This window comes from Bradyrhizobium sp. 186, assembly GCF_023101685.1.
Taxonomy (GTDB): Bacteria; Pseudomonadota; Alphaproteobacteria; order Rhizobiales; family Xanthobacteraceae; genus Bradyrhizobium.
Genome location: NZ_CP082164.1, coordinates 5,760,293 through 5,778,259 on the forward strand (window position 1 = coordinate 5,760,293; position 17,967 = coordinate 5,778,259).

Genomic DNA, 17,967 nt, shown 5'->3' on the forward strand with positions numbered 1-17,967 from the left:
GACACATCTCAACCAAACTGGCCTATTGCAAAGATACTCGACAATCCACCGCTACAGGTCCGCTTCTGACGCCTTTGGGCGCTAAAGCGCGATAAGATGAGGATGAATCATCATCGCGCTTTAGGTTGTTGTTTGAGCATGATCTTTTCGGAAAACCGCTTCGCACTTTTCCGGATCATGCTTTAGCGATGTCCGGCTTGGATCTGCTTCATTCCGCGGCGATCGCCTCGATCTCCAGCAGCCATTTGCTGTCGACGGTTTCAGCGATCATGACCGTCAGCGCGGGTTCGTGTCCCCCGAGCATCTTGCGGCGGACGGCACGATTGGCCACGACCTGACTGAGGTCGGTCAGGAACGTGGTGACCTTGACCAGATGCGCGACGCCGAGGCCGGCGGCGGTGAGCACCTCGATGACATTGCGCCAGGCTTGCTCGCATTGCGCTTCGAAACCCTCGGGCACGCTGCCGTCAGATTTCTCGGGCACCTGGCCGCTAATGAACAGCAGGCGGCGCTGCTGACTCAGTTCGAGTCCCATGCTGTAACCACCGGCGGGAGCGTGCACCGATGGAGGATTGTGACTGACGATTTGGGCCATGTCAGATTGTCTCCTGTTCGACAAATTCCAGCGCCAGGCCATGCGACGCTGCCGGTGGAACCAGCAACACGGGGCCGGATATTTGGAAATCGACGCCGTTGGCGCTCAATGCCCGCCGCGTCGCATCGACATCGGAGACCGCCAGACGGTTACTGGTTCCGAACGGATGCATGCCGGTCGGCGTGAGGGTGAAGCCAAGCTTTTGCCAATCCAACGCGCCAGATCGCGGAAATGACGAGATGATCGAGGCGGCGGGGCATGGACTCTCCAGTTTGCAGTCGATCGACCTTAACCGGCTGCATCGCGCCGGTGCAAAGCAATGTTGCTGCGGTTCAGCGCAAGAAAATCTATTGCAAGCGCGCAGCCTTTCAGTGACAAACTGGGCAGCGATGACCTACATCCTTCCTCCGCTCAATGCGCTGCGCGCGTTCGAAGCAGCTGCGCGACATCTCAGCTTCAAGCTTGCTGCGCATGAGCTGCACGTGACGCCGGCCGCCGTGGGACAGCAGGTGAAAGCGCTCGAAGCGCGCCTTGGCGTACGCCTGTTCGATCGGCTGCATAAGCAGCTCATCCTGACCGCGGCCGGTCAGGCCTATCTGCCCGGGGTATCCGATGGTTTTCGTCGCATTGCGGACTCGACCTCGCAATTGAAACCGGCAGGTGCGGTGCTGCTGCAGTTGGGGGTCCATGGCAGCTTCGACCTGCGCCGCATCGCGTTGACGGAGTTTCGCGGAGCGCATGCGGAAATCGGTTTGCGGGTGCTGCAGCCCGCCGGCTTGCACGAATTGGTCGAGGGCAAGGTCGATCTGCTGATAGCCCGCGGTCTTGGCCACCATCCGGGCTATCGCTGCGACCGGATCAATGAGGGATCCGGTTTGGGTGATTGGCTGATTGCGCCTGAAGGCACCGCGGATTGTCCCGAGGTCGTCAGCTTCCGCAAATGGCTGCGCGCCCTGCCGGCCGAGAACCGGATCGCAAACCACCGACGCCCTCGTCTGGTCGGCATCAGACGATAGGCTCGACCGGCAATCCATAACCTCGCCGCGACGACGTTTGACACGTCGGGCAAAACACCGGCACAATTCCATCATTGCGTCGATCGCGTGTCGGGGAGCACTAAGCTTGAGCTGGAGACGCCCAGCTCGGTCGTTCGAGCCGCACTCGCCCCCCTCCATCAGGAGCTTGAATCACGCCGGGCGGTCAAGCTCACCCCAGCCTGCCGCAGGGCGGACTGGCGGCAATTTGGCCGAACGCAGACCTATTGAGCCTAGTTCGAGCTTTGTTGTTCATGCCCCAAAGCGGACATCCCGGTTGCCGACGCCGGATTTTGGAAGCTCAACGACATCGACCCAACTGAGACCATTGGCGCGGGGCTTCTGTCCCGCGCTTTGCGTTTATGACCGCGGCGGCTCTTCGCTCGCCCCGACCGCCTCGTGGTGGGTCGTGACCCCCGCCGAACGCAAGCCCGTCAGCAATACTGTTCTTACAGAGGCCGGATCGAATCCAATATCCTTGGCGTTTGGTGGATGTGCCTCGCTGCCCTTCAATCGAAGCGCCAAGTGCAACTGCTCGCAAAGGTGCTGAACGACGAGATTGAGCTGATCGTCAGTCATGATCTGCCCTTTCCTGCTACCATTTTGCTATCCAACTAGGTAGCATACATGAAAATAGGGCGATACGCGATTGGACCGCCCCAAGGATCAACCCCACGCGATTGCCCATCGGCGGGCTCCAAAATCGTCCGCCTATCGGGACAGACCGGAAGTGACTAGCGGACGACTAGAACGACGCTTTCGACCCACAACGGACGCGCCCTCCATCCTAGGGACGTCCACCCTCGGCCGACACCAATGCCGCCCGCCCCGCAATCTCGTCGGCCCGCCAGCACCGGACCGCGTGTCCGTCGGGACGCATTTCGAGCGATGGCCCCGGCTCGCGATGACACACGGCCTCGGCGTAACGACAGCGCGGGCTGAACGCACATCCGTCCGGCGGATCGAGCGGATTGGGAAGGTCGCCTCCTGTCGTCGCGAGCGGTGCATGGCGCAGCGGATCGGGGATGGCGGAGATCAGGGCTTGCGTATACGGGTGTGCCGGCCGTTCGAAGATCTCGCGCCAGTGACCGTTCTCCACGATCCGGCCGAGATACATGACGGCGACCCTGTCGCTCATGTGTTCGACGACGCCGAGGTCGTGGCTGATCATGATGTAGGAGAGGCCGAGAGTTTCCTTCAGTTCCAACAGCAGATTGATGATCTGGGCACGGATCGAGACATCGAGCGCCGAGACCGGTTCGTCGCAGATGACAATTTTGGGATTAAGAATCAGCGCACGCGCAATGCCGATACGCTGGCGCTGGCCACCCGAGAATTCATGCGGGTAGCGGTCCGCCTGTTCGGGCCGCAGGCCCACATGCCGCAGCATCGTCTCAACGCGTCCCTCGATCTCGCTTGCGGCGGTCACGCCATGCACACGCAGGGGATCTTCAAGCGTGCGACGAACGGTCTGGCGTGGATTGAGCGAAGCGTAGGGATCCTGAAACACCATTTGCACGATACGGGCCAGCGTCTTTCGATCGCCGGATTGCCGGTTCGTCACGACCTGCCCGTCCAGCACGATGCGGCCGCGCGTCGGCGTCAAGAGACCAAGTATCGAAAGTGCGACCGTCGACTTGCCAGAGCCGGACTCGCCGACCAGGCCGAGGCATTCGCCGCGCTTCAGCTTGAGATCGACACCGTCGACGGCGCGCAACAGCCGCCGGCCGCGGCCCAGCAGGCCGCCCCCCAGCGGAAAATGGACCGCGAGATCCTCGACGCTGAGAATGACATCGTCGTCCGGCCTCCCCTGCGGCTCATGCATGGTGATGGCACCTGACCAGACCACCAGCCTCCAGCAAATCCGTCTCCGGCACGGTGGTCCGGCAAATATCGGTCGCCTGCGCGCAACGCGGATTAAACCGGCAGCCATCCGGGAAGTTCGTGATCGCCGGGACGACGCCCGCGATCTCCTTGAGCCTGGTACGGCCAAGCGCAGCACGACTGCCCAACCGCGGCAGCGAATCGACCAGGCCTCGCGTATAGGGGTGCGAGGGCGCCCGGAAAATGTCGGCCGAGCCGCGCTCCTCGACAATGCGGCCGGCATACATGACGGCGACGCGGCGGCAGACGTTGGCGACCAGGCCGAGATCGTGGCTGATCATCAAAATCGCCGTACCTCTCTCGGCGCATAGATTCCGCATCAGCTCGATGATTTCCGCTTGCACGGTCACGTCGAGCGCGGTCGTCGGCTCGTCGGCGATCAGAAGGTCCGGGCCGCATGCGAGGGCGATGGCGATCATCACGCGTTGACGCATGCCGCCCGAAAGCTGGTGCGGGTAATCCTTCACGCGCCGCTCGGGTGCGGGGACGCGGACGCTTGCCAGCGCCTCCACCGCCAGTTGGTTGGCTTCCCGCCTGCTTTTTCCCTTGTGCAGCACGAACATCTCGGCGATCTGCCGGCCTACGGGCGAGACCGGGTTCAGCGCCGTCATCGGCTCCTGGAAGATCATGGCGATGCGATTACCGCGCAGAGCTCGCTGCTTGGCGGCTGGAAGTCGCTGGATCTCCTGGCCGTCAAATCGTATGGCACCGGCGCCGATCGACAGCGGCTGCCGCAACAGGCCTATCAGGGCGAGAGCCGTAATGCTCTTGCCGCAGCCGGATTCGCCGACAAGGCCGAACGTCTCGCCACGATCGATGCGGAACGAAACACCCTCGACAGCGGCAACCCGGCTGGATCCGTGGCTGAGATCGATGCGTAGGTCCTCGACTTCGATCAGCGGCGAGCCCGTCATGTCCGCCGGCTCCGCGATTGTGGATCGAGAATGTCGCGCAAGCCATCGCCGAGCAAGTTGAGGCCGAGTACCGTCAGGAAGATGGCGAGGCCGGGAAAAACCGAGAGCCACGGCGCCGTCGTGATCTGGTCGCGGGCCTCCGACAGCATGCTTCCCCAGCTTGGAAAAGGTGGGCGGACGCCGAGGCCGAGGAACGACAATGCGGCTTCGGACAATACCGCGCTGCCCATGCCAAGCGTGCCGATGACGATGATGGGTCCGAGCATATTCGGCAGCAGCTGCGTGATCATGATCCGCAAATCACCGTAGCCGAGCACGGTTGCAGCCTGCACATAGCCCTGGCTCTTGAGCGACAGCGCCGACGCCCGTGCGATCCGGCACGTGAAGGACCAGTTGGTCAACCCGAGCGCGATGAGCAGGCTCGCCAGCCCGGACCCAAGCACCGCCATGATGGCAAGGGCGAAGATCAGGGAGGGGATCGCGAGCATGAGATTGGTCAGCCCGTTGACGACATCGTCCCACCAGCCGCCCCAATAGCCGGCGCTCAGGCCCAGTGCCACGCCGATGACGCTGTTGATGAGCTGCGAGACGATGCCGACCGTCAGCGAGACGCGCGCGCCGTACACGACGCGGGAATAGATGTCGCGGCCCTGCCCGTCGGTACCGAACCACCACGTCCAGCTTGGGGGCTCTTCTGCATTCAGCAAATTGGCGTCCAGGACGGGATCCGTGTGCGCCAGCCAGGGCGCGAGCAGGCCGACGAAGATCGCAAGCGCGAACAAGGCACCGCCGATGATGAGATTGGCACGGAGCGTCATGCGTATCTGATCCTAGGATCGATCACGCCGTAGAGCAGATCAATCAGCAAGTTGATCGCGAGAAAGAACAGCACCACCACGAGAATGGAGCCCTGGACGGCCGGAATGTCGCGCTGCAAGACGCTGTCGACGAGCAGCGAGCCGACGCCCGGCCAGGAGAACAATTTCTCGACGACGACCGCCTGCCCCATCAACGCGCCGAATTGCAGGCCCATTGTGGTGAGAATCAGGACGAGCGCGTTGCGCATCACGTGCCACTTCACGACCCGGGTCTCGCTCATGCCCTTGGAGCGTGCAGTGCGGACAAAATCAGCGGTCATGATCTCGAGGACTGCGGCGCGCGTCGTCCGGGCCAGCAGCGCCATCGGCGAGACGCCGAGTGTCACAGCCGGCAGGATCAGATATTTGAGGCCGCCATCGCCATAGCCGAAACTCGGCAGCCAGCCGAGTTTCAGCGCGAACAGGTACATCAACAGCAGTCCGAGCCAGAATTTGGCCATTGATAGACCCGACACCGCCACGACCATCGAGGCCGTGTCGATGATACTGCCCGGCCGCAATGCAGCGACGAAGCCGAGCGGCACGCCGACCACGACCGCAAATGTCATGGCCGCGAATATCAGCTGCAGCGTCGGCCATGTCCGTTTGGCGATCATGGTGGTGACCGGCTCGCGCGTCCGGAACGACGTCCCGAAATCACCGGTCGCGAGCTTGGCGATGTAGGCGCCGAAGCGCATGTAGACGGGCTCGTCGAGGCCGAGCTGCTTCTTCATGCGCGCCTCGACCTGCGGATCGCTGTCGTCGCTCATGGTCGAGACGATGCTGCCGGGAACGACGCTGAACAACACGAAGACCAGCAGCACGACGGCGAGCACGGTCGGAATGGTTTGCAGTATTCGACGGATCAGGAAGGAGAGCATCGGAATTTGTCCTCTCTCCCTCCATCGTTTGTTGCGATGGAGGGAGCGCGAGAGCGCGTGTCACTTCGCGGACGAGGTCTCGTCGACCCAGAGGTCTTCGACGTTCTGATGGGTCAGCTCCGTCGCGTTCAACTGAATCCCCTTGAGCCACGGCTGCACGGCCATGACCGCCTTGTTGTAGTTGAAGAACCAGACCGGTGCCTCTTCATAGAGCAGGGCGTTGGCCTTTTGCAGCAGCTGGCCGCGCTTGGCGACGTCGTCGGTCTGCCCGGCCTCATCGACCATCTTGTCGAAATCGGTATTCTTGAAGTTCAAGTAGTTGCAGGCTGATTGCGGTGTCGACGAGTGGAAGCATTTGAGGGCGGCCTGGGGATCCGGGCCGGTCGCCTGGGAATAGACGAAGGCCTGGTAGTCGCCGCTGCGAACCACCTCCGCCAGCACCGCGGTCTCGACCTGCTTGACTTTCGCCTTGATGCCCACTCTGTCCAGCATCGGGATGACGGCCGTGACGATCGGCAAGCCCCAGCTTTCATTCTGGCTGGTGGTCCATTCGAATTCGAAGCCTGTGGGATAGCCCGCGTCCGCGAGCAGCTGCTTCGCCTTCGCGGGATCGAAGGCGTAAGGCTTCATGGTCTTGTCATAGAGAGGAGAAGTCAGCGGCAGCCAGCTGGTGGCGCGATAGGCCTTGCCTTTGACCAGCTTGTTGATGATCAGGTCGGTATCGATCGCATAGTTGATCGCCTGCCGGACGCGCTTGTCCGCGAACGGCTTGAATGCGGGATTCATCCCCATGTAACGCGTGAAGACCTCGGCGACTTCGACAATGGTGCCCTTGAGGTCGGGGTCGGCCTGATAGGCGACATATTGTGCGGGCCCGAGCACCGAGGTGTCGATTTCCTTGTTGCGGAACGCGACATCGCGCGCGGCGGCCTCGCCCATGACCGACACGATGAGCTTGTCGGCGTACGGCTTGCCGGGCTTGTAGAACCTGTCCCACCGCTCCAGCACGATGCGCGATCCCGGCACGTGCTCGACGAATTTGAAGGGCCCGAGGCCGATCGGCTTCTGGATGAAGCCCTCCTTTGCGCCCTCATCTGCGGGATAGATCGAGGTTAGCGCGTTGAAGAAGTAGAAGCCCGGATCGACCTTCTCCGTGAGCTTCATTTCGAGCGTGAAGTCGTCAATCTTCTTCAGGCCGGAGATTTCCTTGGCCTGCCCCTTCTCGACCGCGGCCGCGCCCTCGATCACGCGGACAAAACGCGCGCCGGGATAGGCCCTGGTGCCGTCCATGATGCGGTTGTAGGACCAGATGATGTCGTCGGCCGTCATCTTGCGGCCATGGTGGAAATAGGCGTCGTCGCGCAGCTTGAAGGTGTGAACGAGACCTCCGCCCGAGACCACGTCCTCCTTGGCAAGCTCCAGAACCGGCTTGCCCTCAGCGGAGTCCCAAATGTAGAGCGAACGGTGCAAACCCTTGGCGTATATCTCGTCCTGGGCGCGCTGTGTCGTATGAATGTCCAGGCTGGTGAAACTCGAGCCATAGGGCGCGGTCATGCGGATGGTTCCGCCCTTGCGCGGTGTCTGGGCCTCCGCCGTGGCGACGAGTGCCAGCCCCAAACCAGCCACAATCGCCATCATCCTGAACATCATGTTCCCTCCAACAATGCAGGCGTATTCCGATCAGCGAGTTGATCATTCGCAGCACGTCGAGCGCAAGCTCCTTGAAGGGGGGTGGCGTATGCGGCCGTAGCGCTCGGGAGCCCCCGATTTATGAGCGCATGCCCTAGCCGGTTACGAAATCCGGTTGCCAGTCGCGCAGTTTTCGTGCGGCGCCGGTGACATCAGCGATACCCGGAAACGACCCCGTCTCCACCATCATCGCCCTTGCCAGCCGCACCGCACGCGCCTCGCTGACCGCCCGCCTCCGCGGATCCTCGATCAGCTCGAAATCGATGTTGTGGGCGAGGCCGAAGATGCGGCGGATGGTCTTTGCCGCGGCGAAGCCGACCGTGTCGGCGAACAGCCGCTGCATGTAGGCCTGCCGCTCCGCCTCCAGCGGCGCGGCACCCTTCTCGCCGGCGAAGAGCGAGGCCGGGTACGCATCGCCCCTGGCATTGCTCCGCCACAGGCCGAGGAGTTTTCGTGCGAACTCATTCCAGACCCTCTCGACCGTCCCCAGCACCCAGCCCTCGAATGCGCGCCGTTCGCCCGGCGAGCGCTCGTGGCCGCTTGATGCGAAATAGGCCATCAGGAGATTGGCCAGCACCGCGCCAACATCAAAGCCCATCGGGCCATAGAACGCGAATTCGGGATCAATCACCCGCGTCTCGCTCTCCGTCACCATGATCGATCCGGTGTGGAGGTCGCCGTGGATCAGCGCCTCCGGGCTGGCCATGAACTTCAGCTTCAGCCGGGAGACGGCGACATGCAGCTCCATGTCCTCGCGCAGGCTCGCAGCGAGAGCGTCGAGGTAAGGCGCGGTCCAGCGGTTCTGCTCGGCCACGCGATAGGGATCGGTGAAAATGAGGTCCTCGGTGATCTTGCAGAGTGCGTGGTTGCCGGCGAAGGCGGCAATGCCGTCCTTCTTCTCGGCGGCGGAGAGGGCAAGATCGGAGGTGTGGAACAGCGTCCGCGCCATGAAGGTGGTGATGTCGTCAACGAAACGCGGATATTGCGCCCCGGCGACCATCCCCTTGCGCATGATGATGTGGGGCTCGAGCAGCTCCATCACCGTCAACGCCAGCGCATCGTTGTGATGCAGCAGCGCCGGTACGAGGCCGGGCGCGAGCTGGGCCTGCTGGGACAAGGCCAAAAATTCGTAATGGGCGCGCGAGAGCGGCAGCGGCCAGCTTTCACCGACCAGACGGACATAGGGCAGCGCCTGCTTCACGGCGACGCCGCCGCTTGTGCCCTTGACGATGAAGACGAGATTGAGATTGCCGTCGCCGACCTCGGTGATCGCCCAGGACGCCGGCTGGCCGCCGAGCGTTGCCGCCAGTTCCGGAACGCCCGCGAGATAATCCCGCAGGGCCGCCTCATGCAGAATCCGGTAGTCTCCCCGCTCCTCGCTCATGACGATCCCATCCCATGCTTGGCATGGCCGGATCGTTACTCCCGCTCCAGGAAGCTCGAGCCGATCTCGGCCTTTCTTTTGATCGGATCGTAATCGCAATAGACGCTGTCCGCCACCAGCGTGTAGCTGGCGCTGACGGCGTATTTGTCCGTTTTGACCGAGTTCAGCCCGATGACCGAGGTGCTCTTGCCGCCGTTCCATTTGAACGGCGTCGAGCTCTGCGCCCGCTCGCAGGCCATCACCGCCTCGTTGAAGACGTAGCCCTCGACGAACGCCTTCAGCGTCCGCGCCTGCACGGCCATCCGCCACTCGACATAGCCGATCGCACCAAGGCCGGCGACGATCAGCACCAGAAGCGCAATGACGATCCTCTGAAAAGTCATTCGTCCCCCCAACAACGATGCAACCCGAAAAGTCTAGAACGGCATTCCCATCAATTTCGACAAGCGTTCAACCGACAGATATCCGGCCTGGTAGGCCACCATGCCGAGGCCATAGATGATCGCCGAGATGATCGTGGTCCAGATCAGCTTGCGTCCCATCCGGGTCATGATCGGCGCGCCAGGATCGGTGCCGGGTGCTCCTACGCCATCCTCATGCTGGCTTCGTACGCCGAACGGCAGCGTCAAGAACAGCGCGATCCACCAGATGACGAAGTAGATCGCGAGCGCGGTTGATATCTGGATGGCCATGGCCGGCCTTATGCCTGCTCGATTTCGACGAGCGCGCCGGAAAAGTCCTTCGGGTGCAGGAATAGCACCGGCTTGCCGTGCGCGCCGATCTTCGGCACGCCGTCGCCGAGCACCCGCGCGCCCTCCTTCACCAGCGTGTCGCGCGAGGCGATGATGTCGACGACCTCGTAGCAGACATGGTGGATGCCGCCATCGGCATTGCGTTCGAGGAATTTGCCGATCGGCGAGCCCTCGCCGAGCGGCTCGATGAACTCGATCTTGGTGTTGGGCAGCGTCGCGAACACGGTGGTGACGCCATGCTCGGGCAGCGCGACGGCCTCGGAGATCTGCGCCCCGAACGCCGCGCCGTAGATTTTTGCAGCCTTGACGGCGTCCTTGGTCGCGATCGCGACATGGTTGAGCCGGCCCAGCATGGTTCTCTCCCTCAGAGCATGATCCGGAAAAGTGTGAAGCGGTTTTCCGAAAAGATCATGCCTAAATCAGACTGTCAGCACATGTACCAGACAGGGGGGCTTTTTGCCCCAATGTTCGTTGATCACGGCCCGCACCGCGCGGCGGACCGACTCCGCCAGCGCATCCGCATCGCGGCGGCGGGCTTTTGGCAATCCCTCGATGGTGGACATCACGGCATCGAAGACGAGGTCGTCGAAGGGCTCACCCGCCCTGTTCTTTTCGGGGATGCCGACGAGATCGACCTCGGGATCGTCGGCAAGCTCGCCCTGCTCGGTCATGGCGATGGCCACGAAGGCGCAGCCCGAAAACCCCATCCGGCGCCGCTCGATCACCGCGCGCGACTTGGAATCCTCCAAGATCGTGCCGTCCTTGTAGAGGCGGCCCGAGGGCACTTCGCCAATGATGCCGGGATCGCCCGGTCCGAGCTTGATCAGATCGCCATTGCGGACGACCAGGACGCGCGGCACGCCGGCGGCCCGCGCGAGCTTTGCATGCTCGTGCAGATGCAGGGCCTCACCGTGGACGGGGATCAGGAGCTGCGGGCGCACCCAGGCGATCATGTCGCGCAATTCGTCGCGGCGCGGATGGCCGGAGACGTGGACGAGATGGGTGCGGTCGGTGATGACCTCGACGCCCTGGAGGATCAGATTGTTGATGATCGAGCCGACCGCCTTCTCGTTGCCGGGAATGGTGCGCGAGGAGAAGATCACGCTGTCACCGCGGTTGAGCGTGATCTCCGGATGGTCGTCATTGGCGATGCGCGCCAATGCCGCGCGGGCCTCGCCCTGGCTGCCGGTGCAGAGCGCCAGCACCTTGTCCTGCGGCAGATGGCCGTAGACGTCCGGCGAACGGAAATTCTGCACGCCGTCGAGATAGCCGGTCTCGCGCGCGACCTGCGACACGCGCTCCATGGCGCGGCCGACCACAACTACTTCGCGGTCCGCGGCTTTGGCAGCATCGGCAACGGCCTTGATGCGCGCGACGTTGGAGGCGAAAGTCGTGACCGCAACGCGGCCCTTGGCGGCCTTGACCAGCTCGATGATGGTCTTGGCGACCTCGGCTTCCGACGGCGAGCGGCCGTCGCGGACCGCGTTGGTGGAATCGCCGATCAGGGCGAGCACACCCTGATCGCCCAGCTCGCGCAGCCGCTTTTCGTCGGTCGGGCGGCCGATGATCGGGGTCGGGTCGATCTTCCAGTCGCCGGTGTGCAGCACCGTGCCGACCTCGGTGTGGATCGCCAGCGCGTGGGACTCCGGAATCGAGTGCGCGACCGGGATGAACTCGACGTTGAACGGGCCGATATCGACGCGCCCGCCTGACGGCACCACCGTCACCGGGATCTTCGGCGCGTTGCGCTCGGCCGCGCATTTGGCCTCGAACAGCGCCGCGCTGAACTGCGTCGCATAGATCGGGCATTTCAGCTTCGGCCAGAGGTCGATGATGGCGCCAAAATGGTCCTCATGGGCGTGCGTCAGCACCAGACCCATCAGGTTCTTGCGCTCCTTCTCCAGGAAGCTGATGTCGGGCATGATCAGGTCGATGCCCGGCAGGTGCTCCTCGTCGCCGAAGGAAACGCCGAGATCGATCGCCAGCCAGGCCCGCTGCTGGCGGTTGCCGAGGCCGTAGATCGACAGGTTCATGCCGATCTCGCCGACGCCGCCGAGCGGCGCAAATACCAGTTCGTCAGGCCGTGCCATCACGCAGCTCCCACGGAGGCGGCCGAGCCGAAGAACACCTCGCCGGCCGCCACCGGCAGGCGTCGGCCGTCAGCTGTGCGGACGATCAGGCAGCCGGTGTCGTCGATCGTGTCAAAGATGCCTTCGAGCGTCTTTGTTCCCATATTGATCGCGACCTTCTCGCCAAGGCCGGCGGCGCGCTCGAGCCACAGCTTGCGGATCTGCGCAAAGCCGCGACCATCATCCCAGATGCCGCGGAATTCCACCCAGGCGTCCGACAGCGCTGAGAACAGCTCTTCCGCGCTGATCTGGACGCCGAGCGCCGCCAGCGACACCGCAGGCGTCGGCATGCCCTCAGGTGCCGCGACCACGTTGGTGCCGATGCCGACGACCACGGCGAGGCGATCGCCGATGGCTTCGGCTTCCAGGCCGATGCCGACGAGCTTCTTGCCGTCCGCGAGGACGTCGTTCGGCCATTTCAGGGCGTATCTGGGCCTGTCAGGGCCGAGCCGCAGCGCGGCCTCGAGGCTGACCTTCTCAAGGGCTGCTTCCTCTGCCAGCCCCGCCGCAAAACCGATCGTGGCGGCAACCGCAGGTGCCACGTCCACGATCTCGAGGACGCTGGCCGCCAGATTGCCGCGCGGCGCGATCCAGGCGCGCTGGCGCCGGCCGCGGCCGGCGGTCTGCTCGGATGTCACGAACCAGATCGGGCCGCGCTCGCCGGCGCGAGCGCTTTCGATCGCCTCGGTATTGGTCGAGCCGGTCCGCTCGAAGGCTGCGAGCTTGTAGCCCGCCGACGAGGCGCGAGGACCGAGCGCGAACCCCATCCTAGAACAACGACTTTGCGGCGGCGGAGGCGACGCTCACCACCGGGCCCGCAAACAGCGCAAACAGGATGTTGAACAGGCCCGCGACCGCCAGCACCGTCCGCACCTCGACCCGCACCGGATCGACCTGACCGGCCGGCTCGTCGAAATACATCGTCTTGATGATGGTGAGATAGTAGTAGGCGCCTACGACGCTGGAGAGCACGCCGACCACCGCCAGCGTGAACAAATTGGCCTTGATGGCGGCGACGAACACGTACCATTTGGCGAAGAAGCCGGCGAGCGGCGGGATGCCGGCGAGCGAGAACAGCAGCATCGCGAACATGAAGGCGAGCAGCGGATTGGTCCGCGACAGGCCGGCGAAATCGCTGATCTGCTCGACCGCCTGACCGTTGCGTCGCATGGCGAGGATGATCGAGAACGAGCCGAGCGTCATCGCGACATAGATCACGATGTACATCAGCACGCCCTGCGCACCTTCCACCGTGCCTGCGGCAAGGCCAACCAGGGCAAAGCCCATATGGCCGATCGAGGAATAGGCCATCAGGCGCTTGATGTTGCTCTGTCCGATCGCCGCGAAGGAGCCGAGCACCATCGAGGCGATCGCGACGAACACCAGGATCTGCTGCCACTGCGACACGATCCCGGGGAATGCGGTCAGCGTTACGCGGGTGAAGACGGCGAGCGCGGCGACCTTCGGCGCCGAAGCGAAGAAGGCCGTCACCGGTGTCGGCGCGCCCTCATAGACGTCGGGCGTCCACATGTGGAACGGCACCGCCGAGACCTTGAAGCAGAGGCCGGCGAGCAGGAAGACCAGGCCGAACACCAGGCCGACATTCGCGACCGTCGTGGCTGCCGCGATGCCGGTAAAGCTGACCGTGCCGGTGAAGCCGTAGATCAGCGAGGAGCCGTAGAGCAGCATGCCCGAGGACAGCGCGCCCAGCACAAAATACTTCAGGCCGGCTTCGGTCGACTTGGCGTTGTCGCGGTTCGAGGTCGCCACGACATAGAGCGCGAGCGACATCAGCTCGAGGCCGAGATAGAGCGAGATCAGGTCACCGGCTGAGATCAGCACCATCATGCCGAGCGTCGAGAGCAGCACCAGGATCGCGTATTCGAAGATGCGGCGCGACGGGTCCGACAGGAACTCGGTCGACAGGACCAGCGTCACCGCCGAGCCGATCAGGGTCAGGATCTTCATGAAGCGCGCGAAATCGTCGACGATGAAGCTGCCGCCGAAGGTCACCTGCTTGCCCGCGGGCTGAAGGTAGACCAGCACGCCGACCACGACCAAGAGCAGGACCGCCAGCGTTGTGACCGTCTTGGTCGTCTCCTGCCCGCGATAGGCCCCCAGCATCAGCAGTGCCATAGCACCGATCGCGAGCACGAGCTCGGGCAGCACCGGCGCCAGTTGATAACCTGCAGTCTCAAAGCTCATGGCGATATCCTGACCTGCCCGCTCACTGGAGCAGTGCGGCGGCCTTCACGGCCGTCACAGCGGTGTTGTAGTTGTTGACGAGTTGCTGGACCGAGGCCGCCGACATGTCGAGCACCGGCTTCGGATAGATGCCGAACAGGATCGTCAAGGCGATCAGCGGGAACAGCGTCAGGCACTCCCGGAAGGTGAGATCCTTCATGCTCGCCAGCGACGGCTTCACCAGCGCCCCGAACACGACCTTGCGGTAGAGCCAGAGCGCGTAGCAGGCCGACAGGATCACGCCGAAGGTGGCGAAGAACGCGGTCGGGATCGAGACCTTGAAGGTGCCGAGCAGCGTCATGAACTCGCCGACGAAGCCGGAGGTGCCGGGCAGACCGACATTGGCCATGGTGAAGACCATGAAGGTCAGCGCGTAGAGCGGCATTCGGTTGACGAGGCCGCCATAGGCCGCGATCTCGCGGGTGTGCATGCGGTCGTAGACGATGCCGACGCAGAGGAACAGCGCGCCGGAGACGATGCCGTGCGAGACCATCTGGAACACGCCGCCGGCGACGCCCTGCATGGTGCCGGCGAAGATGCCCATGGTGACGAAGCCCATATGCGCCACGGACGAGTACGCGATCAGCTTCTTCATGTCCTCCTGCATCAACGCCACCAGCGAGGTGTAGACGATGGCGATGGCCGAGAGCGTGAAGATCAGCGGCGCGAAGTCATGCGACGCCAGCGGGAACATCGGCAGCGAGAAGCGCAGGAAGCCGTAGCCGCCCATCTTCAAGAGAATCGCGGCCAGGACCACCGAGCCCGCAGTCGGCGCCTCGACGTGCGCGTCGGGGAGCCAAGTGTGCACCGGCCACATCGGCATCTTTACCGCAAACGAGGCGAAGAAGGCGAGCCAGGCCCAGGTCTGCAACGACCGCGGTACGGCGGTGTGCATCAGGGTTGGAATGTCGGTGGTACCGCCGTTCCAGTACAGCGCCATGATGGCGAGCAGCATCAGGACCGAGCCGAGCAGCGTGTAGAGGAAGAACTTGAACGACGCGTAGACCCGGCGCGGGCCACCCCAGACGCCGATGATCAGGAACATCGGGATCAGGCCGCCCTCGAAGAACAAATAGAACAGCACGAGATCGAGCGCCGAGAAGGTGCCGATCATCAGCGTTTCCAGGATCAGGAACGCCATCATGTATTCACGGACCCGGTTCGTGATCGCCGTCCAGCTCGCGATGATGCAGAACGGCATGATGGCGGTGGTCAGGATCACCAGCGGCAGCGAAATCCCGTCCACGCCCATGTGGTAGGTGATGCCGGTGGCAAGCCAGTTCGCCTTCTCGACGAACTGGAAGTCGGCGTTCGACGGGTCGAAGCGCATGACCAGCAGCACCGACACCGCGAAGGTGATCAGCGTGGTCCAGAGCGCGATCCAGCGCGAGTTGCGCCGCGCAGCCTCGTCATCGCCGCGGCTGAGATAGACGATCAGCGCACCGACAAGCGGCAGGAACGTCGCGACCGATAGGATGGGCCAGGTCGTCATTTACTGGCCTCCAAAGCCGAACATGAACCAGGTGATCAGGCCGGCGGCGCCGATCAGCATGGCGAACGCGTAGTGATAGAGATAGCCGGTCTGGATCTTCACGACGTTGCGGGTGACGTCGAGCACGCGGGCCGAGATGCCGTCGGGGCCCAGGCCGTCGATGATGAAGCCATCGCCCTTCTTCCAGAGCTGGTAGCCGATCCACTTCGCCGGACGGACGAAGATGATGTCGTAGAGCTCGTCGAAGTACCATTTGTTGAGCAGGAACTGGTACAGCATCGGCTGGGTTTTCGCGAGTTCGACCGGCAGATACGGCCGGCGGATGTAGAACAGGTACGAGACGAGGAAGCCCAGCACCATCATCAGCGTCGGCAGGAAGGCGATGGTCTCGGGGATATGGTGCATCTCCTCGATGATATGCGGATTCATCTTCACGGACTCGCGGAAGAACTCCTCGATGCCGTGACCGGCGAACAGTTCCTTGAACGGGAAGCCGGCCATGATGGAGCCGACCGCGAGCACGCCGATCGGGATCAGCATCCAGATCGGGGCCTCATGCGCGGCCTCATAATGTTGCTCGTCATGCGGCTCGCCATGGAAGGTCTTGAAGATCAGGCGCCAGGAATAGAACGAGGTCAGGCCGGCCGCGACGACCGTCATCAGGAAGCCGTAGATCGCGAACGGATTGTGCGCGGCATAGGCGGACTCGATGATCGCGTCCTTTGAGAAATAGCCGGCGGTGAGCGGGAATCCGGTCAGCGCCAGCGTGCCGACCACCATCACCGCGTAGGTGTAGGGGATCTTGCGCCACAGGCCGCCCATGTTGCGGATGTCCTGCTCGTGGTGCATCGCGTAGATCACCGAGCCGGAGCCCAAGAACAAGAGCGCCTTGAAGAAGGCGTGGGTGAACAAATGGAACATGCCGACCGAATAGGCCCCCGCCCCCATCGCCACGAACATGTAGCCGAGCTGCGAACAGGTCGAATAGGCGACGATGCGCTTGATGTCGTTCTGCACCAGGCCGATGGTCGCGGCGAAGAACGCCGTGGTCGCGCCGAAGAACATCACGACGGCCTGCGCGTTCGGCGCCAGCTCGAACAGCGGCGACAGGCGCGCCACCATGAAGACGCCGGCAGTCACCATGGTCGCGGCGTGGATTAGCGCCGACACCGGGGTCGGGCCTTCCATCGCGTCCGGCAACCAGGTGTGCAGCAGGAACTGCGCCGACTTGCCCATCGCGCCCATGAACAGCAGCAGGCAAGTCAGCGTCAGCGCGTCCGCGTGCCAGCCGAGGAAGTCGATGGTCTTGCCGGTCAGCCCCGGGGCGGCATGGAAGATCGTCTCGAAATCGGTCGAGCCGACCAGCATGAAGATCGCGAAGATGCCGAGCGCGAAACCGAAATCGCCGACGCGGTTGACCACGAAGGCCTTGATCGCCGCCGCGTTCGCCGAGGGCCTCTGGTACCAGAAGCCGATCAGCAAATAGCTCGCCAGACCCACACCCTCCCAGCCGAAGAACAGCTGCACGAGATTGTCCGCCGTCACCAGCATCAGCATGGCGAAGGTGAACAGCGAGAGATAGCCGAAGAAGCGCGGACGGTACGGATCCTCGTCCATGTAGCCGATGGAATAGAGGTGCACGAGCGAGGACACGGTCGTGACCACCACCAGCATCACGGCGGTGAGCGTGTCGACCCGCAGCGTCCAGTAGACCTGGAGGTCGCCGGAGAGGATCCACGGCAACAACGGAATCCGCACGTCGTGATGCATGAAGCCGACATCGACCAGCATCATCCACGACAGCGCCGCAGACACGAACAGCAGCGCCGTCGTGATCAGCTCGGCCACGCGCGAGCCCGCCGCGGGCGGCTCAGCCGGGCCATGACCGTGGTCGTCGTGCCCGTCGCCGGGCTCGTGATGGGTCTCGTGGATGACCGACGCGTCCTCGTTGATCGTATCAGACGCATGGGCGTGCACGCCGTGACCGTGGTCGTCGTGATGCTTGACCGTGTCGCCCGAGGGGTTGCGGGCATGCGCGCCGAAAAGCGCGATCAGGCCAGCCAGAATTGCGCCCAGCAGAGGCAGAAAGACGATTGCCTGGACCATGACTTA

18 protein-coding genes are annotated in these 17,967 nt (G+C 63.4%); 1 reads left to right on the forward strand and 17 read right to left on the reverse strand.

The genetic code is table 11. The features are described from left to right. Positions 1-208 precede the first annotated feature (208 nt). Both IVB18_RS27675 and IVB18_RS27680 read right to left on the reverse strand, forming a co-directional pair. On the reverse strand, positions 209-595 hold the full coding sequence (locus IVB18_RS27675) for a RidA family protein (RefSeq protein ID WP_247983586.1): 387 nt from the start codon (positions 593-595) through the stop codon (positions 209-211). 1 nt (position 596) lies between these two features. Continuing rightward, on the reverse strand, positions 597-809 hold the full coding sequence (locus tag IVB18_RS27680) for a hypothetical protein (protein WP_247983587.1): 213 nt from the start codon (positions 807-809) through the stop codon (positions 597-599). A gap of 175 nt (positions 810-984) precedes the next feature. On the opposite strand from IVB18_RS27680, the gene IVB18_RS27685 reads away from it, so the two are divergent. Next, complete coding sequence (locus tag IVB18_RS27685; RefSeq protein WP_247991746.1) at positions 985-1,611, forward strand: LysR family transcriptional regulator; 627 nt, start codon at positions 985-987, stop codon at positions 1,609-1,611. 378 nt (positions 1,612-1,989) lie between these two features. Here the strand turns inward: IVB18_RS27685 and IVB18_RS27690 are convergent, their stop codons facing one another. From IVB18_RS27690 to nuoL, 15 genes are all read right to left on the reverse strand, one after another. Continuing rightward, positions 1,990-2,208, reverse strand: a complete 219-nt coding sequence (locus IVB18_RS27690; RefSeq protein ID WP_247983588.1) for a hypothetical protein — start codon at positions 2,206-2,208, stop codon at positions 1,990-1,992. Between the two features lie 208 nt (positions 2,209-2,416). Next, the gene (locus tag IVB18_RS27695) at positions 2,417-3,454 is read right to left on the reverse strand and encodes an oligopeptide/dipeptide ABC transporter ATP-binding protein (protein WP_247983589.1); all 1,038 of its coding nucleotides are present in this window, start codon (positions 3,452-3,454) and stop codon (positions 2,417-2,419) included. Beyond that, complete coding sequence (locus IVB18_RS27700; RefSeq protein ID WP_247983590.1) at positions 3,447-4,427, reverse strand: ABC transporter ATP-binding protein; 981 nt, start codon at positions 4,425-4,427, stop codon at positions 3,447-3,449. Before IVB18_RS27700 ends, IVB18_RS27695 begins: the two co-directional genes overlap by 8 nt. Beyond that, positions 4,424-5,245 (reverse strand): ABC transporter permease, encoded by an 822-nt coding sequence (locus IVB18_RS27705; protein WP_247983591.1) that lies wholly within the window; start codon positions 5,243-5,245, stop codon positions 4,424-4,426. Before IVB18_RS27705 ends, IVB18_RS27700 begins: the two co-directional genes overlap by 4 nt. Continuing rightward, positions 5,242-6,165 carry an ABC transporter permease gene (locus IVB18_RS27710; RefSeq protein ID WP_247983592.1) on the reverse strand — a complete coding sequence of 308 codons (924 nt, stop codon included), beginning with the start codon at positions 6,163-6,165 and terminating at the stop codon, positions 5,242-5,244. Before IVB18_RS27710 ends, IVB18_RS27705 begins: the two co-directional genes overlap by 4 nt. Before the next feature lie 60 nt (positions 6,166-6,225). After that, on the reverse strand, positions 6,226-7,812 hold the full coding sequence (locus IVB18_RS27715) for an ABC transporter substrate-binding protein (RefSeq protein WP_247991747.1): 1,587 nt from the start codon (positions 7,810-7,812) through the stop codon (positions 6,226-6,228). A gap of 136 nt (positions 7,813-7,948) precedes the next feature. After that, positions 7,949-9,238, reverse strand: a complete 1,290-nt coding sequence (gene mtnK / locus IVB18_RS27720) for an S-methyl-5-thioribose kinase (RefSeq protein ID WP_247983593.1) — start codon at positions 9,236-9,238, stop codon at positions 7,949-7,951. A 35-nt stretch (positions 9,239-9,273) separates the two neighbouring features. After that, positions 9,274-9,621, reverse strand: a complete 348-nt coding sequence (locus IVB18_RS27725; protein WP_247983594.1) for a hypothetical protein — start codon at positions 9,619-9,621, stop codon at positions 9,274-9,276. A gap of 33 nt (positions 9,622-9,654) precedes the next feature. After that, positions 9,655-9,930, reverse strand: a complete 276-nt coding sequence (locus IVB18_RS27730; RefSeq protein WP_247983595.1) for a DUF1467 family protein — start codon at positions 9,928-9,930, stop codon at positions 9,655-9,657. Between the two features lie 8 nt (positions 9,931-9,938). Then, positions 9,939-10,343, reverse strand: a complete 405-nt coding sequence (gene mce / locus IVB18_RS27735) for a methylmalonyl-CoA epimerase (RefSeq protein ID WP_247983596.1) — start codon at positions 10,341-10,343, stop codon at positions 9,939-9,941. 66 nt (positions 10,344-10,409) lie between these two features. Continuing rightward, positions 10,410-12,080: a ribonuclease J gene (locus tag IVB18_RS27740; RefSeq protein WP_247983597.1), complete on the reverse strand. Its 1,671-nt coding sequence runs from the start codon at positions 12,078-12,080 to the stop codon at positions 10,410-10,412. Further along, the gene (locus IVB18_RS27745; RefSeq protein ID WP_247983598.1) at positions 12,080-12,886 is read right to left on the reverse strand and encodes a biotin--[acetyl-CoA-carboxylase] ligase; all 807 of its coding nucleotides are present in this window, start codon (positions 12,884-12,886) and stop codon (positions 12,080-12,082) included. The genes IVB18_RS27740 and IVB18_RS27745 overlap by 1 nt, the downstream gene beginning before the upstream one ends. 1 nt (position 12,887) lies before the next feature. Further along, complete coding sequence (nuoN, locus tag IVB18_RS27750) at positions 12,888-14,324, reverse strand: NADH-quinone oxidoreductase subunit NuoN (RefSeq protein ID WP_247983599.1); 1,437 nt, start codon at positions 14,322-14,324, stop codon at positions 12,888-12,890. Between the two features lie 22 nt (positions 14,325-14,346). Continuing rightward, positions 14,347-15,855 (reverse strand): NADH-quinone oxidoreductase subunit M, encoded by a 1,509-nt coding sequence (locus tag IVB18_RS27755; protein WP_247983600.1) that lies wholly within the window; start codon positions 15,853-15,855, stop codon positions 14,347-14,349. Further along, complete coding sequence (nuoL, locus tag IVB18_RS27760) at positions 15,856-17,961, reverse strand: NADH-quinone oxidoreductase subunit L (RefSeq protein ID WP_247983601.1); 2,106 nt, start codon at positions 17,959-17,961, stop codon at positions 15,856-15,858. Between the last annotated feature and the right edge of the window lie 6 nt (positions 17,962-17,967).

Coding starts and splice junctions, on each gene's coding strand:
- IVB18_RS27675 (WP_247983586.1), bottom strand. CDS start 595: ATGGCCCAAATCGTCAGTCACAATCCTCCATCGGTGCACGCTCCCGCC.
- IVB18_RS27685 (WP_247991746.1), top strand. CDS start 985: ATGACCTACATCCTTCCTCCGCTCAATGCGCTGCGCGCGTTCGAAGCA.
- IVB18_RS27690 (WP_247983588.1), bottom strand. CDS start 2,208: ATGACTGACGATCAGCTCAATCTCGTCGTTCAGCACCTTTGCGAGCAG.
- IVB18_RS27695 (WP_247983589.1), bottom strand. CDS start 3,454: ATGCATGAGCCGCAGGGGAGGCCGGACGACGATGTCATTCTCAGCGTC.
- IVB18_RS27700 (WP_247983590.1), bottom strand. CDS start 4,427: ATGACGGGCTCGCCGCTGATCGAAGTCGAGGACCTACGCATCGATCTC.
- IVB18_RS27705 (WP_247983591.1), bottom strand. CDS start 5,245: ATGACGCTCCGTGCCAATCTCATCATCGGCGGTGCCTTGTTCGCGCTT.
- IVB18_RS27710 (WP_247983592.1), bottom strand. CDS start 6,165: ATGCTCTCCTTCCTGATCCGTCGAATACTGCAAACCATTCCGACCGTG.
- IVB18_RS27715 (WP_247991747.1), bottom strand. CDS start 7,812: ATGTTCAGGATGATGGCGATTGTGGCTGGTTTGGGGCTGGCACTCGTC.
- mtnK (WP_247983593.1), bottom strand. CDS start 9,238: ATGAGCGAGGAGCGGGGAGACTACCGGATTCTGCATGAGGCGGCCCTG.
- IVB18_RS27725 (WP_247983594.1), bottom strand. CDS start 9,621: ATGACTTTTCAGAGGATCGTCATTGCGCTTCTGGTGCTGATCGTCGCC.
- IVB18_RS27730 (WP_247983595.1), bottom strand. CDS start 9,930: ATGGCCATCCAGATATCAACCGCGCTCGCGATCTACTTCGTCATCTGG.
- mce (WP_247983596.1), bottom strand. CDS start 10,343: ATGCTGGGCCGGCTCAACCATGTCGCGATCGCGACCAAGGACGCCGTC.
- IVB18_RS27740 (WP_247983597.1), bottom strand. CDS start 12,080: ATGGCACGGCCTGACGAACTGGTATTTGCGCCGCTCGGCGGCGTCGGC.
- IVB18_RS27745 (WP_247983598.1), bottom strand. CDS start 12,886: ATGGGGTTCGCGCTCGGTCCTCGCGCCTCGTCGGCGGGCTACAAGCTC.
- nuoN (WP_247983599.1), bottom strand. CDS start 14,324: ATGAGCTTTGAGACTGCAGGTTATCAACTGGCGCCGGTGCTGCCCGAG.
- IVB18_RS27755 (WP_247983600.1), bottom strand. CDS start 15,855: ATGACGACCTGGCCCATCCTATCGGTCGCGACGTTCCTGCCGCTTGTC.
- nuoL (WP_247983601.1), bottom strand. CDS start 17,961: ATGGTCCAGGCAATCGTCTTTCTGCCTCTGCTGGGCGCAATTCTGGCT.